Annotated in this window: 10 protein-coding genes; 6 read left to right on the forward strand and 4 right to left on the reverse strand. The window is 49.8% G+C overall.

Going from position 1 to position 16087, the window contains the following annotated elements; all coding sequences use genetic code 11:
* Positions 1-66: 66 nt before the first annotated feature.
* Both rseP and P1X16_RS18955 read left to right on the forward strand, forming a co-directional pair.
* Positions 67-1410: an RIP metalloprotease RseP gene (gene rseP, locus P1X16_RS18950; RefSeq protein ID WP_277232223.1), complete on the forward strand. Its 1344-nt coding sequence runs from the start codon at positions 67-69 to the stop codon at positions 1408-1410.
* Positions 1411-1444: 34 nt separating this feature from the next.
* Positions 1445-1942 carry a DUF6702 family protein gene (locus P1X16_RS18955; RefSeq protein ID WP_277232226.1) on the forward strand — a complete coding sequence of 166 codons (498 nt, stop codon included), beginning with the start codon at positions 1445-1447 and terminating at the stop codon, positions 1940-1942.
* 106 nt (positions 1943-2048) lie between these two features.
* Here the strand turns inward: P1X16_RS18955 and P1X16_RS18960 are convergent, their stop codons facing one another.
* The gene (locus P1X16_RS18960) at positions 2049-4049 is read right to left on the reverse strand and encodes an OmpA family protein (protein WP_277232229.1); all 2001 of its coding nucleotides are present in this window, start codon (positions 4047-4049) and stop codon (positions 2049-2051) included.
* A gap of 294 nt (positions 4050-4343) precedes the next feature.
* Here P1X16_RS18960 and lon point away from each other — a divergent pair, with 294 nt between their 5' ends.
* From lon to P1X16_RS18980, 4 genes are all read left to right on the forward strand, one after another.
* Complete coding sequence (gene lon / locus P1X16_RS18965) at positions 4344-6845, forward strand: endopeptidase La (RefSeq protein ID WP_277232232.1); 2502 nt, start codon at positions 4344-4346, stop codon at positions 6843-6845.
* 141 nt (positions 6846-6986) lie between these two features.
* On the forward strand, positions 6987-8048 hold the full coding sequence (gene porQ / locus P1X16_RS18970; protein ID WP_277232234.1) for a type IX secretion system protein PorQ: 1062 nt from the start codon (positions 6987-6989) through the stop codon (positions 8046-8048).
* 105 nt (positions 8049-8153) lie between these two features.
* Complete coding sequence (gene hslU, locus P1X16_RS18975; protein ID WP_277232237.1) at positions 8154-9569, forward strand: ATP-dependent protease ATPase subunit HslU; 1416 nt, start codon at positions 8154-8156, stop codon at positions 9567-9569.
* A 122-nt stretch (positions 9570-9691) separates the two neighbouring features.
* Positions 9692-10426, forward strand: a complete 735-nt coding sequence (locus tag P1X16_RS18980; protein WP_277232240.1) for an SDR family NAD(P)-dependent oxidoreductase — start codon at positions 9692-9694, stop codon at positions 10424-10426.
* Between the two features lie 53 nt (positions 10427-10479).
* Here the strand turns inward: P1X16_RS18980 and P1X16_RS18985 are convergent, their stop codons facing one another.
* The 3 genes from P1X16_RS18985 to P1X16_RS18995 are packed head-to-tail and all read right to left on the reverse strand — an operon-like array spanning position 10480 to position 15824.
* Positions 10480-11082, reverse strand: coding sequence for a hypothetical protein (locus P1X16_RS18985; RefSeq protein WP_277232242.1), 603 nt, complete (start codon positions 11080-11082; stop codon positions 10480-10482).
* Between the two features lie 30 nt (positions 11083-11112).
* Entirely contained in the window at positions 11113-12630 is a 1518-nt protein-coding gene (locus P1X16_RS18990) for a SusD/RagB family nutrient-binding outer membrane lipoprotein (RefSeq protein WP_277232245.1), read from the reverse strand.
* 14 nt (positions 12631-12644) lie between these two features.
* Complete coding sequence (locus P1X16_RS18995; protein ID WP_277232247.1) at positions 12645-15824, reverse strand: SusC/RagA family TonB-linked outer membrane protein; 3180 nt, start codon at positions 15822-15824, stop codon at positions 12645-12647.
* Positions 15825-16087: the final 263 nt, after the last annotated feature.

A 16087-nucleotide genomic window follows, 5' to 3' on the forward strand; every position in this document is an offset into this window, starting at 1 on the left:
TTACCTTGTCACCTGTCCTGCCGTCTGAACAGACTGTCATTTCATCACCTAATTACCTAATCCCTCTTGGAAACCCTTATCATGATCGGCAACTTGTTGCTGGGCCTTTCCCTTTTGGTAGGCCTGCATGAGTTCGGACACTTTGCCGCAGCCAAATACTTTAAGATTCGCGTCGATAAGTTTTACATCTTCTTTGACTTCCTGTTTCCACTACCCAATGTGCTCAACTTCGCCTTGCTTAAAAAGAAAGTAGGCGGCACCGAATATGGCATTGGCTGGTTCCCCTTGGGGGGCTATGTGGCTATTCATGGCATGATCGATGAAACTCAGGATGCCGAATCTTTGGCAGCCGAGCCGCAGCCCGACGAATTCCGTGCTAAGCCAGCCTGGCAGCGCCTGATTGTAATGCTGGGCGGCATCATCATGAATGTCATTACAGGCATTGTGGTCTTCACCCTCCTTACTTATATCCAGGGGGAAAGCTATTTGCCAGCAGCAGAAGCTCGGTATGGCATAGTGCCCAACGGCCTCGGCCGCGAAATTGGCTTCCGCACCGGCGACAAAATTGTGAAAATCAATGGGCGCCCATTCACAGAGTTTGATGAAGTACGTTCGCCTGACTTCCTACTCGGCGACAACAGCTTCTATACCATTGAGCGTGACGGCAAGCTGCTTGATCTGAACCTGCCGTCCCGCTTTATGGACAAGCTCACCGCAAATGGCGACAGTTTATTTGTTGCTCCTCGCGTACCATTTGTAGTGGGCCGTGTAGTATCCGGGCAGCCTGCCGCCGATGCTGGTCTGAAGGCTGGGGATAAGCTAGTGCGTATAGGGGAGCAGCCTATTCAGTATTTCGATGAGCTGCAAAAGGCTTTGCTGGCGCAGGCAGGCAAACCCACTGCTGTGGGTATCGTGCGCGACGGCCAGCCGCAAACCCTTACTGTGAAAGTGACCTCAGCTGGCAAAATGGGCTTCGAGCCGAAGCCGTTGCTGCATTATAGCACGCGCCACTTCAGCTTGTTGGAATCGGTGCCGCTCGGTATCAAAAATGCCTTCGGCATTATTGCGGTGCAGGCAAAAGCCATTACCAAGATTTTCAAAGGTCAAGCCTCCGCTGTCGACTCGCTAGGTGGCCCGGTGGAAATTGCCCAGCAGTACGGTGGGCAATGGGACTGGCTGCGTTTCTGGGTGCTTACCGGCTCCCTCTCCATGGTGCTGGCTTTCATGAACTTGCTTCCCATTCCAGCTCTCGACGGTGGTCACGTACTATTCCTGCTCTACGAAATGATAGCTGGTCGTAAGCCTTCCGACAAGTTCCTGGAGAATGCGCAGAAGGTGGGTACGCTCATGATTATGGCATTGATGGTGTTTGTTCTCTTCAAGCCGCTGATTAAAGTATTTCTGAAGTAGAATAGGTTGTTCACCTGTCCTTCCGTTCTCGCTCATGCTCCGCAAACTGCTCCTGCTTCCGTTATTGCTAGCTGCTACCCTAACGGCGTGGGCGCATGCTTACCACGCTAGTATTATGGATGTGCGCTACAATGCGCAAAAGCAACAGCTTGAAATAGCTCTTAAAGTATTCACCGACGATTTTGAAACTGCCCTCTCGGCTGGTCGTTCCGCTTCTATTGACCTCGATCAGTCGCCCAAGCCGCTGGTGACGCAGCTAACTACTGACTTGCTGCGCAAATCAGTGGTATTTGGAACCAAGCCAGGAGAGGCACTGCCATTACAGTTGCTGGGCATGCAAAAAGAAAATGATGCCCACTGGCTGTATTGCACTGTGAAATTGGCTAAGCCGGTTACTAGTGTCAACTTGCGCCATTCCTTGCTGCTCTCTGCTTTCCCCGACCAAATGAACATTGTGAATCTGGAGGCTAGTGGAAAGAAGCAAAGTGTGCTTTTCCGGGAGGGAGAACAGGAGCAAAAAATTACTTGGTAGAAAGGGTATACCCTGTCTGCGAACAAATAAAAAGAGCCTCTACAGCACGTAGAGGCTCTTTTTATTTGTTCGCAGCTGCCATTAAACGGTAGCTTAGTACCGCTTCTTATTTCCAATCCGCTCCGCCGGCTTCCTTCTTGTCGGCATCTGGTTTTATCAATCGGAATTCCACCCTGCGGTTGGTTTTAGCGTCTTCTTCCGTCACTTCTTCCCTCAACGGTTTCGTACTGCCAAAACCCTGGTTCTCGATGCGGTTGGGTTGTAGCTTGCCTTTTTGCTCGATGTAGCGCCGAATAGCTTCGGCTCGGTCTTGCGAAAGTTTCTCGTTGAAGTCCGGGTCGCCTTTCGAATCGGTGTGGCCGGAAATGTTGAGGCGGAACTCCGGGTGGTCGACCATGAACAGGGCAATACGGTCGAGAGTAGGGTGCATGGCTGGCCGGATGCCTGCCTTGTCTTGGTCGAACTCGATGTTTTTGAAAATCAAAGGCAAGCCGTAGTCGATGGAGTTCGTCATGAGCTTCAGCACGGTGTCGCCTTTCAATTCAAACTTTTTCTCGACGCTGAAAAAATCGGGGCTCTGAATCAGCATTACGTAGTGCGAGCCCTCAATCAGATCGAAGTCGAAGGTGCCGTCGGGCCGCAGGTACTTAGCGGCTACCTCGATGCCATCATCGGTATCGATGATGGTGACGATGCCGTTCAGAGGTTTCTGCGAAACAGAATCAACCAAGGTGCCTTCGATGTGCGTGGTGGCCAGCGGTTGGGCCTCCATGGGTAGGGGGAAGGAGTAGAGGTCCAAGTTCTTCATGTCCTTTTCCTCGGAGCGGGCATAGTACAGGTTCTGCGAGTCGGAGTCGATGGTGAAGTAGTATTCCGACCCCTTGCCATTCACGAGTGGACCGATGTTCTTGGGCTCTTGCCACCGGCCCTGCACGCGGTACGTCTTATAGATATCGAAGTCGCCGTAGTTGAGCAACTGCCCCCGCGACGAGAAGTACAGCACATTATAGAGAGGGTGGTAGAACGGGCTAACTTCACTTTCCCGCGTATTCACCACAGGGCCCATGTTCTCAGCTTTCACCCACTGGTTGTTTTTGTTTTTGTAGGTGTACCAGATATCTGATAAGCCGAAGCCCCCGAGCCGGTCGGAGGCGAAGTACAGCGTGTCTTCGTTGAGGGAAAGGGTCGGCTGCGAATCCCACGCCGTTGAATTTACTTGGGCTCCCAAACTCTTAGGTACAGTCCACTGCCCATCCTTGAAGGTAGAAGTAAATAAGTCACAGTTGCCATGGCAGCTTGGGCACTCGCAGCGGGCAAAATAAATGGTCTTGCCATCCTTGGTGAAGCAGGCCGAACCCTCGTTATAAAGCGAGTTGATAGGTTTGGGCAGCGGTTCGGCCTCGGTCCACATTTCGCCGTCCTTGCGCGACACGTACAAGTCTTCGTCGATTACGCCATGGATGCCGCGCATCTTTCGCTTCGAGGAAAACAGCATCATGCCCGCCGTCGAGTTCAAGGTAGGACCATAGTCCTCGGCTTGCGAATTAATAGCGTCGCCCATGTTAGTGTACACTCCTTTGGGCGGCCGAAACGCGACGATTCCCTTGCGGTATTCCACCAAGTCGTAATACGTTTTCAACGGCACGTACAGGTCGGCCGTTTTTTGCTCTAGTGAGTCGTAGTAGAGCTGAATTTTTTTGATGTCTTGGCGGTGATGCTTAAGGGCAAGGCGGAAGTAGGCCTTAGCTAGTTCTTCTTTACCCGCTTTTTCCCAGAGTTGGGCCAAGCGCCAGAGCAGGGGAGTGTCCTTAGCAAAATTTTCGATGCCGAACTTGCGCACGTAGGCGTCCAACAATACGCGAGCTTGCGCTAGATTACGCCGCTTTTCTGCTTTCTGAATAGCACGCAGTTCCTTCTTGTTCTCATAATAGGGAATACGGTTGATATTGGGAAAGACTGGAGTAGCATCGGCCCGCAGCCGAATCTGCCGCGCTGTGCGGTCCGAAAGTTTCCGCTGGCGGAGAGGCGCGGTGTTTTTTTGTGCCCACAGTACACCCGGCAATCCAATCAGCAACAACAATAAAAATGTACGTAGAGAGCGAAGCATAATGATAAATTGCGCCGGAGCCAGACGGCGTGGCGCGGTAAAGCTCAAAAATAGGAATTTTCAGGTACTCGCGTTCTTATTCTTGTTGGCAAATGGTAACGTCACCAATCTGCCGGAGTGACGGGTATATGGTAAGCTATTTGATGGGACACCTGCCAACGCCTAACCAGCGCAGCATGGCACAACACTTGTCAAACTAGTATCTTCGGAAGTTCGCCTGCGTAAGAGCGAGGTTGCCCACCATATTCCTGTCATTCTGGCACCGCCTTCTGCTCTTCGTTCTTTTACGTTGCTATGTCCGCTATTCCCCCCGCTTTTTCTTCGTCTTTTTTATTGATGGCCGATAACCCTGCTGAAGTAGTATCCATTGTGGCAACCGATCCTGAGAATCCTCTCGAGGTGCAGGAGGCCCCCTCTACGCTGCCTTTGTTGCCCGTACGCAATACCGTGCTATTTCCGGGAGTAGTACTGCCCGTTACGGTTACACGCAAAAAAAGTGTGCGTTTGGTGCGCAAAGCCTACCGCGGCGACAAGCTCGTGGGCGTGGTGGCTCAGAAAAACAATCAGCAGGACGACCCTGGCCTCACCGACTTGTACGAGGTGGGTACCATGGCCCGGATTCTGAAGCTGCTGGTGTTGCCCGATGGCAATACTACCATCATCATTCAGGGGCAAAGCCGCTTTCATATCGAAGAGCAAACCCAAGCTACGCCTTACCTCACGGCCCGGGTCAATTATTTCTCGGAGACTTTTCCAACCAAGAACACCAAGGAAGTGAAGGGCTTGGTAGCGTCCTTGAAAGATGCCGCTGCCAAGATGCTACGTCTCAACCCCGAGATTCCGCAGGAGGCCCAGGTTGCGCTCGACAACATCGAGTCGCCGGCCTTTCTCACGCATTTCCTGAGCTCTAACATCAATGTGGAAGTAGGGCAGAAGCAGAAGCTGCTTGAAATCAACGATGGAGTGGAGCGTGGCACCTTGCTGTTGGAAATGATGATGAAGGAGATTCAGCACTTGGAAATCAAGCACGAAATCCAGAGCAAGGTCCACACCGACATCGACCAGCAGCAGCGCGACTATTTCCTGCGTCAGCAAATTAAAGTGCTTCAAGACGAGCTAGGTGGCTCGGAAGGTCCCGACCAAGACGTAGACAAGTTTCGGCAGCGGGCCAAGCAGAAGCAATGGCCTGAGTCTGTTGCCAAGCACTTCAATAAGGAGCTAGATAAGCTGAGCCGCGTAAACCCGCAGGCTGCCGAATACCCGCTCACGGTTAATTACGTGGAGTTTCTGCTGGACTTGCCGTGGGGCGAGCAAACCAAAGACAACTTTAATCTCAAGCGCACCCGCAAGATTCTGGATGCCGACCACTACGGCATGGAGAAGGTGAAGGAGCGCATAGTCGAGTACCTAGCTGTGCTTAAGCTGAAGCAGGACCTGAAGGCGCCGATTCTGTGTTTATATGGCCCTCCTGGCGTAGGCAAAACCAGCTTGGGGCGCTCTATTGCAAAAGCCTTGGGTCGCAAATACGTGCGTATGAGCCTAGGTGGTGTGCGCGACGAGGCCGAAATCCGTGGGCACCGCAAAACCTACGTGGGCGCTATGCCCGGCCGTATCATTTCGCAGATCAAGAAAGCCGGCGCTTCCAACCCCGTCATCGTACTCGATGAAATCGATAAGCTAGCTTCCGATTTCCGCGGCGACCCTTCGTCGGCGCTGCTGGAAGTACTAGACCCCGAGCAGAATTCCACCTTCACCGACAACTACCTGGAAGTGGAGTACGACTTGAGCCGGGTGCTGTTCATTGCCACCGCCAACTCGCTCGATACCATTCAGCCTGCCCTGCGTGACCGGATGGAAATCATCGACCTGACGGGCTATACGCTGGAAGAGAAAAGCCAGATAGCTAAGAAGCACCTGTGGCCCAAACTGCTCACCGACCACGGCCTTAGCACCAAAGATGTAGCCATAACCACGGCGGCGTTGCAGCGCGTAATCGACGACTACACGCGCGAATCGGGGGTGCGTAGCTTGGAGCGCAAGCTCGGCGCGGTAGTGCGCAACATCGCCAAGAGCAAGGCTATGAACGAAGCTTTCCCAGCCGCGCTAGAGCCCAAGGATATTGAGCGAATACTTGGGCCCGCCATCTTCGACCGGGATATTTATCAGGACAATGATACGGCTGGTGTCGTCACGGGCTTGGCCTGGACATCGGTAGGCGGTGACATTCTGTTTATCGAAAGCCTGCTGAGCCGGGGTAGAGGCAAATTGACGCTGTCGGGGCAACTCGGGGATGTTATGAAGGAGTCGGCTATTACGGCGCTCAGCTATTTGCGCAGCCGAGCCGAGGAACTGGGTATTGATTACCGTCTCTTCGATCAATACGACTTGCACATTCACTTCCCTGAAGGGGCCGTGCCGAAAGATGGCCCGAGTGCCGGTATTGCTATTTTTACCAGCATTGCCTCGGTGTTCACGCAGCGCAAAGTCCGCAGCCACTTGGCCATGACCGGTGAAATCACGCTGCGGGGCAAGGTGCTGCCTGTAGGTGGCATCAAGGAAAAGATTCTGGCCGCCAAACGTGCTGGTATTCGCGACATTATTTTGTGCAGCAAGAACCGTAAGGACATTCTGGAAATCCCGGCCGAATATCTCAAGGAAGTAACCGTGCACTATGCCGACCGGGTAGACGAGGTGCTAAAAGTTGCCTTGCTGGATGAACTGGTCGAGCACCCGCTGAAATTGGTAGTTCGTGATGAGCCTGTAGCCGCTCCAGTATCGAGCGTGGAAGTGCAGTAAATGCTTTGCTGGTTTCTGGCTGATGTACCCGATGTACACCTAGCAGAAACCAGCACGAGCATCTTGTTTGGAGCGTGCAATAAAACACCCCAAGAAGCGTCTTAGCCCTGGAATGCCTCCCAAACGCGCTATCTTGCTCTTATGATTCGACTGCTACACTGCCGAGCTATTGCTATTTTATCTGTGGGATTAGGAATGGGTTTTGCCCCGGCCGCAACGGCTCAGATTGGGGGCCAGCAGGCCTTCTCGTTTCTGAACCTGCCGCCTGGTGCCAAAACCGCCGCCTTAGGTGGAGTTAACGTATCGTCGCGCGACTCCGACCCCACCATGTTCCTGAGCAACCCGGCCCTGCTCAACTCCGAAATGGATGGTCGGCTAGCATTAAGCTTCGTTGACTATCTGGCCGACATCAAGCAAAGCACCGCCGCTTATGCTTTCAATACCGAGAAAGCTGGACGTTTTGGTGTGGGGTTGAGTTACCTGAGCTATGGTAGTTTCCAGCAGTACGATGCGGCCGGCAACGCCCTCGGCGAGTTCTCAGTGAATGAGTATGCTCTGAGCGTAGCCGATTCTTACACGCAAGGTAATTTCACAGTGGCTGGAACGGCTCGGTTGGCTATATCCGGCATTGCTGGTAACCACTCGGTGGCAGCATTGGCCGATGTGGGAGCTGTATTTAAGCACCCTGAGCAGGACTTTACAGTAGGCTTAACGGCGCGCAATGTCGGCTACCAGCTTAAGCCCTATGCTGGCGCTGGTCGGGAGCCTATGCCGCTCGATGTGCAAATCGGGACTTCTATTAAGCCTGAGCACATGCCGCTACGGTTCTCTCTAACGGCTCATCACCTCCAGCAGCTCGACATTGTCTACCTCGACCCTAACCAGCGCGGTCAGCTCGACGAGAGCGGTGAGGAAGTCAAAAAGAAAAAAACGCTCGGCGACAAAATTGCCCGTCATTTTGCCGTTGGAGGGGAACTGATACTTGGTAAGAATCTGAATGTGCGCGTAGGTTATAACCACTTGCAGCGCCGAGAATTGCGGTTAGACAATACAAGCGGCGGGGCAGGTGTCTCTTTTGGCGTGATGTTACGTATTAGTCAGTTTCAACTCGATTATACCCGCGCCGGGCTACACGCTAGCGGGGCCGCTAATTACTTCACCGTAGCCCGCAACCTGAACACGCTGTTCACCAAAACGCAGTAGTCCACAGTAGTTTTGACTCTGTATTTTGTTTTGCAAGTCCAGTGTTCTGTTCTGCACTAAGCTAAGCAGAGCGCTGTTCTATTTTTTTGTTGAAGCTCTTTTGATATGCTTGATTCCAGCAGCTTTCTTACCCCGGCTCAGATTGTGGCCGAGCTTGATAAATACATTATTGGTCAGCACGAAGCCAAACGCCATGTAGCTATTGCCCTTCGTAACCGCTGGCGCCGCTTGCATGCCCCCACGGACATGCAGCGCGAAATAGTGCCCAACAACATCCTAATGATAGGTTCTACCGGTGTCGGCAAAACAGAAATTGCCCGCCGTCTAGCAGCCATTGCCGACGCTCCTTTCACCAAAGTCGAAGCCTCAAAGTTTACGGAGGTAGGCTATGTGGGCCGGGACGTAGAGAGCATGGTGCGCGACCTAGTGGAGCAATCAGTGAACCAAGTAAAGCAGCGCCGTAAGGAAGCTGTGAAAGTGCAGGCTGCGCAAGCCGTTGAGGACTTAATTCTGGATGCTCTTATTCCACCAGTAAGTAGCGCCGGTGCCGTAAGCAAAACCTCTGTTGGATTCGGTGGCTTAACCGATAGTACCACCGTTCCCGACTCCGATTACGAATTGAATGAGCGCACCCGCGAGAAGTTTCGCGAGAAAATCCGCAATGGCGAGCTTGATGACCGTAAAATCGAAATCAAGGTGCAGCAAGGTGGTACTCCTGGTATTGGCGTAGTAGGTGGTGCCCCTGGCATGGATGAAGCCTCTCTGGCTGGCTTGCAGGATATGCTGGGTTCTATGCTGCCCAAGAAAACCCGTAAGCGAAAAGTCACCATTGCCGAGGCCCGTAAGATCTTGCTCGATGAGGAAGCAGCCAAACTCATCGACATGGATGAGGTAAAGGATGAAGCTATCCGCCAAGCCGAAAACGCCGGTATTATCTTCATCGACGAAATTGACAAAGTGGCTAGCCGCAGCGGCAAAGGCGGCGGAGGTCCCGATGTAAGTCGTGAAGGGGTACAGCGTGATCTACTGCCCATAGTTGAAGGATCGGCTGTAAGCACCAAATACGGCATCATCAACACCGACCACATCTTGTTCATTGCGGCCGGGGCCTTCCACGTCGCTAAGCCTTCTGATCTGATTCCCGAACTGCAAGGGCGTTTCCCCATCCGGGTGGAACTGCAAAGCCTGACTAAGGATGATTTCTTCCGCATCCTCAAAGACCCAAAAAATGCTCTCACCAAGCAATACGAAGCCTTGTTGCAAGCCGAGGATGTGTTTTTGACTTTCGAAGATTCCGCACTAGAGCGTCTGGCAGAAATAGCTTTCGAAGTAAATGCAGAAGTCGAGAACATTGGAGCACGTCGTCTGCATACTGTTATGAGCCGCTTGCTCAATGACATCCTCTTCGACGTTCCCGACCTTATTGGTCCCAATGCCCGCATTCTTATTACCCGCGAGCTGGTAGATGAACGCCTGCAAAGTATGGTCCGCAACCGCGATGTATCGCAATACATTCTCTGAGGCTTTTCTGCTGAAGTAGTAAAAGAAGTGATGCCGCTCAACAGCAAGTTGACTCTCCGCGTATCTAGTGCGGGGCTTCTTCTTGCCGTTGAGCGGCATCACCTGTTTTACCTTTCTCACGGATGCACTACTACATCATTACTGGAGCGAGCCGTGGCCTTGGCAAGGCCCTAGCTGAAACTGTTTTACGCCAACCCGATACGCACGTACTAGGCGTTTCGCGCCACGCCACCATCCAGCACGAGCGGTACCAGCACCAACCCTTAGATCTATCAGATATTACGGCAGTTGAAAACAATCTGCACAAAGTATTTCCAACCTGCCCCAATGCTAGCAGCATCACCTTGATCAACAACGCCGCAGTTCTAGGCGACATTGGTTACTTAGGCGAGCATAAGAGCGAGCATTTTGAGTTTGTCTTCAGCGTCAATGTAATTGCGCCGGCGATGCTGATGAATATGTTTCTGAGTGCCTACAGCCCACAAACCAGCATTCAGCGCACCATTCTAAATATCAGCAGCGGTGCTGCCCAACGCGCCGTCGATGGCTGGGGAGCCTACAGCGCTTCTAAAGCTGCCCTCGACGCCCTCACTCGCACCGCTCAAAAAGAGCAAGAATTGCGTGGTTCCGGAATCCGCTTGCGCAGCTTATCGCCGGGTGTCCTAGATACGGCCATGCAGGAGCACATCCGGGAAGCGGATGTAAGTAGCTTTAGTGAAGCTTCAAAATTCGTTCACTTGCACGCGCAAGGGAAGTTGGTAGAGCCTAAGGTAGCGGCAGAGAATATAATAAGCTGGTTGCAGAAGCCCACTGAGAAAGGAGAAGAGGTAGTGCTAAGGTTAACAGATTCGAAATAACAAAAAACCCTAATCGATATGATTAGGGTTTTTTGCTAAACAAGCTTCTTCAACTAGGGCAGAATTCGAACACGCACTTCTGTGGTGACAATCTCGGTTCCATCTTCCAAAGTAATGAGAAACCAATACCGCAGAATGGTTGGAGTACGCTCGTCAACAACTTGGTTTGGTGCAGTACCCAACATTGCAACTGTAGCAGCTGGGCCTGCTGAATTTACACCTGCAGAATAGTTAGGAACTGTAGCTAAACGTGTACGGTAAGCTGAGTAAGCGGCTAGTGATGTAGAGAAAGTAATTTCGTTACTCCCGTTGCCTACAATAGGGCTAGCTGTTTGGGTGGTGGTATTAAAATTCAGCGAAAATGGAGCTGAAGAATTTAAATTGGCAAGAGTAGTACCAGTTGCTACTCGGGTAATCTCCCTGATATTTCCTTTTCCAGCCGGAATTTGTAGGGTGATATCGAACCGCCCACCAGCAGCCACTGAAGTTGTGATAATTGGTACTCGCTCAAAGTAAGCGGCATTAGATACAGTCACCGGAATATCAGCAACACTATCTTCAAGAGGCCCAAGTTTATTGCCATAGTCCTTCTCACAAGAGAAGGTGCCTATCGACAATAGAAGGAGGGTAACAAAGCGAATTATATTCTTTTTCATGACAAATGCAGTTTAAAGCTCAACCTCACTTTATTTACTCGCCCACCATACATCCGCGGTAATATTCGGCTGTGGCGACGGAATTTGAGTGGCGTTAGAGGACGCTTCGGTGAGAGTATAGAAGAAACGGCGTGGAATAACTGGACTGTCGGAGCTAGGATTCTCCACGGGGGCTAAACGTGGGAAACCAGTACGGCGATAATCATTCCATGATTCGTAACCATTGCCTAGCAAAGAAATCCATTTTTGAGTGAGGATTCTATTTTGTCGCTTCTGAACATCTGTACCAGGCAAAGTTACCCAACGGGCGTTAGCCGGATTGCTTAAATAAGCAGCTATATCAGTTGTTGCCACTCCTGCTTTAGTCATGGATGCAGTGATACCTTGTGTAAACAGCGCTTGTGGGTCACCAGCAGTACCAAGAACCAATGCAGCTTCAGCCAAGATAAATTTGGTTTGGAAGTTAGTTAGCATTCGAACTGGAGCTTCACCGCTAGCACCTAGAATATAGGTATTGTAACGTGACCGGTTTGCTACAGCTGCTGGAGTTCCGTTTCCACCGTTGTTAAAACCAGTAAAAGTGCCAAAGTCTGTTGTGGTTGCTAAGGCATTGGCAGGCGAGTTGGTATAAAAACGCGGCAAACGGGGATCCTTGCGCAGATTTAGGCTATCGATAAAGCGCTGACTAGCTATTTGGTCATTAGGACGGTTGGTAATATTGTAGGAGTAAAACGGATTCGTATTTCCTACAGTAGTGCCAAAGGCTAGTTGAAAATCATCCGCGTTGTCCGATATATAGAGGCCAGCGCCTTTGTCTAGAACCTCTTTAATAACGGATGCAGCCAATGCAGGCTCCTTCTTGCTTATTTGAAGAGCAAATTTCAGAAGAAGTGTATTACCAAACTTTTTCCACTTAGTTACATTACCTCCATAGATGGGATCGTCTGAAGCAGTTGGAACAATTAATCCTGGAGGCTGCTCTAGATCAGCTAAGCCTTCTCGTACTAGGTCAAACAAGCTCTGAATTTCAAGGCTGGAATTCCCTTTGTAGATGTCTTCTTGCTTGTCAAAACGAGGCTTATCAAAAGCTGTAATCTTAAGTGCTTGCGAGTATGGCACATCACCCCACAAATCGGTTACTAAACCGAAGTTGTAGGCTTTCAGAAGTTTGGCAATGCCTGTGAATACAGGTCCTGTGGTAGCTGTATTGTCAATGATATTTTGGGCATCGGCAAGGGAGCCAGCATACAAGTTGAACTGCCATTCGTTGTCAAATTCCCCCCGAATTGAATACCGGTCGTAAGCAGGGGCTTGTATACCTTCAGCTCCTGCATAATGCTGCACGAAGGATTCTGTTACCCGGCCAATTGTGTTACCAAAAGTGAAGGCAGTGTTTGCCTCTATTGAGGCGAGTAGCACCCCTGGAGGCACCGTGGCGGGGTTATTTGGGCTAAGATTATCACCAAAGAACTTGTCTTTATCGCAGCTAGCAGCAGCAAAGACCAGAACTCCTGCTACAATGTAGCGAGTAAAAGAAGGGTATTTCATTTCTATCAAAAGTGTTACAGAGTAAAGCGAAGGTTTACACCATAGGTGCGAGCATTTGGTGGGCCCTGTATATCCAAGCCACGAATGTTACCAGCGCCCTGCGTGTTCAACTCAGGGTCGAAGTTTGCATTAGGTGCGTAGTAAAATAGGTTGCGTCCTGAAAGCGAAATAGTAACCCCACCGAAAGGCAGACGTTCCAACACAGGTTTAGGAATTGTGTAACCCAACGTTACCTCCCGCAGGCGGTATACCGTTGCGTCGTACACTCCTAAGTCGCTTTGCAAACCGAAAGACCGCCAGTAATCTTGTGCGCTTACCTGAATGTTATTGGGACGATACGACTTGGTTCCGTCAGGATTAGATGTTTCAATAACCCCTGGAATAACCCGTGGAAGCTCACGGTCTACACCTGTTTCTTTTAGTGCACCATTGTTCTTGTAGAAGTTGTTTGTAAACGAAACAACGTCTCCACCTTGGTTGGTGTCAATCAAGAACGACAAACCTATACCTTTGTAGCTGAAGGTATTATTCAGACCTGCTTGCCAATCGAAGTTTGGATTAGCGATTATCTGGCCAGCTACATCAGGCGCAAAAAGACCTGTAAGTGGGTTGATAATATATTGTCCGTCGGGAGACGTTGGTTTTTTACCACCTACAATAACACCATAGGGTTGGCCAACGACGAAAGACGGAATAGTACCAGTGAAAGCATTACCATTGATTGAAGAGCGTTCAACTCCCTCAATCAGCGAGACAACCTTGTTGCGAATACGCGTATAGTTCAGCGTAACATCCCAAGTGAAATCACCGCCCTTTACTGCAGCAAGGGTGACTAATCCTTCAATGCCTTTGTTATCCAACCGGCCAGCGTTGGCTGTGCGCTGAAGGAAGCCTGTTGAAGCTGGCGTCGTCAATGGAATAATCTGGTCGCGGCTCGTCTGGTAGAAATATGTAGCATCAATACTCAGGCGATTAGCGAACAAGCCTAAGTTAAGACCACCTTCAAATGAGCGTGTAAACTCAGGCTTAAGATTTGGATTACCTTGAGTGTTGCTCAAAGTGAAGCCTCCTAATCCATTTAAGGGAAAGTTCAAGCTAGCAACGTTGTTGCCTAGGAGCGTTACTGCGTAGGTGGTGTTTAAGTTATAAGGATCTGTATCCCGTCCTACTTGAGCTGCAGCACCTTTTATTTTGCCATAGGAAAGCAAGTCAGACTCTATCCCAAGCGCATCCGTAAATACAAAGGCAGCACTTGCAGAAGGGTAAAAGAATGTATTGTTCTTCTTAGGAAGCGTAGACGACTCGTCAACGCGGCCAGTTAAGGTCAAGAACAAGTAGTTGTTGTAGGATAAATCCAAAGAGGTATAATATCCTAGCAAACGACGAAGGGAAGTTTCCTCACCCGTTCCATTCGAGTAAACTGAGGCAACCGAGGAATTCGGAAAGCCCGAGACGAGCAGGTTATCAGCTTGAGATGATATACGTTGAAAGCGGCGAGAATTTACTTGCTGGCCAAGTAACAAGCTTGCGTTCAAGCCTTCTGTAAGAATATTATCTTTCTTTAAAGTTGCAATGAAGTCACCGGTAAACTCGCTCCGATAGTATACTTCATCGAGCACCTGCCCCGACGGTACGCGAGCAGCTCCCGGTGTAAAGATGCCTTTACGACGGTCTGTATAAGTATCTAAACCCCCACGATAAAGCACATTCAACCACGGGGTGATGTCATAGCTCACATTGGCCGAACCGAAAAAACGAGTGAGTTTCGAAGTTGTTTGAACGAATTCCCGGTTCCAAAGCGGGTTATCAGTACCAGAGAAGAAAACACTACGTCCCGTAATAGGATTCTTATAAGGTAAGCCTTGTAGATTATAGCTGCGTGGGACGTTAACCAAAGTGCCAAACGCGCTACTTCCATTGCCAATTGCTGAGCCCAGCTGATCCGAGCTAGCAAAATTCATTGAAGCACCAGCCTTGAGCTTATTAATTAATGTTGTATTACCTCCTAAATTAATATTGAGGCGTTCCAACTCATTGAATTCTGCAATACCCTTCTGGTCAGTATGATTGACGCCAAGAACGAAGTTTTGCTCAGCAGTACCACCGCGGAGATTGACGCCATTGGTAAGCAATCGACCAGTGCGGTAAAAGTCCTTGATATTGTCTTTATAAGCTTGATAAGGTAGTAAGGTACGATCATTAAGGAGCAAACCATTTTCTATGGTAGGCGTGCTGCCAAAACGAGGTCCCCAAGAAGCTGTGCTACCTGTGTTTATATCACCCAGTAAAGGAAGACCATTGGCGCCTGGTAGCTGTGTCTGGTTGATACCGTTTAAACCCTGGCCATAGTCATTCTGAAAATCAGGAATGCCATAAACTTGCTGCAAGGCTAGGCCAGATGTTACCGTAACTTCTAGCTTCTTGTTTGCACTACGTCCTGACTTAGTCGTTATGATAACTGCCCCTGCTGCGGCTCGCGAACCATACAGAGCGGCTGCTGCTGGCCCTTTCAAGATGTTGATACTCTCGATAGTTTCAGGGTCAATATCAACTGCGCGGTTGGCAGTTTGTGCACCACCTAACGTTCCAAGAGAGCCACCATTTGTGCGGTCGAGGTTGTTGCTAATAGGAATGCCGTCAACAACAAATAGTGGTTGGTTGCTGCCTTGAAGGGAAGTAATCCCTCGTATGTTGATGTTGGTAGAAGCTCCTGGTAAGCCACTTGAGTTGGTGATAGTAACACCAGATACTTTACCTTGTAAAGCATTCAGAACGTTGGGTTCCGATTTTTGAGAAATTTGCTCTGACTTGATTTCTTGCGTTGCATAGCCTAAAGAGCGCGTATCCTTCTCAATACCGAGTGCAGTTACTACTACCTCGCTTAATTGCTTGGAGTCTGTGGCCAAAGCAATACTAAGCGTGTTTTCTGAGCCTATAGGACGCTCAACAGAAACGTAGCCTACAGAACTAAAAACTAGAGTGCCCCCACTTGCTGGTACATTATTTAAATTGTATGAACCATCAGAATTAGTGGAAATGCCGTTAGTAGTGCCCTTTAGCAATACCGTTACGCCTGGTAGCCCTTCACCAGTCTGACGATCGGTGACTTTTCCAGAAATACTCCGGTCCTGAGCAGACACCTGCTGCAACAGGCTGACCATGAGTACTGGACTCATGAGTAGGGTTTTGTTCATGTATTAAAGTGTGAGTGAAAAGGAAAAAAGACCGATTTTACCAACTGTTGGGAAGAATCTAAACCCCAATTTACAATCATTATTTCAAATAAAAATATCAGTTGAAAGCATAATTGTAAAGTTTATTAAACCTTTATGTTATTGTATATATTATTATAAAATACCAGGGTAAAATATAATGACTATATTATAAATATACTAATAATCAATATGGTAAAACAATTACTGATATATTGTTAAAGTGCAATACAATTACATGTTAC

The sequence above is a fragment of the Hymenobacter sp. YC55 genome, assembly GCF_029433095.1.
Classification (GTDB): domain Bacteria; phylum Bacteroidota; class Bacteroidia; order Cytophagales; family Hymenobacteraceae; genus Hymenobacter.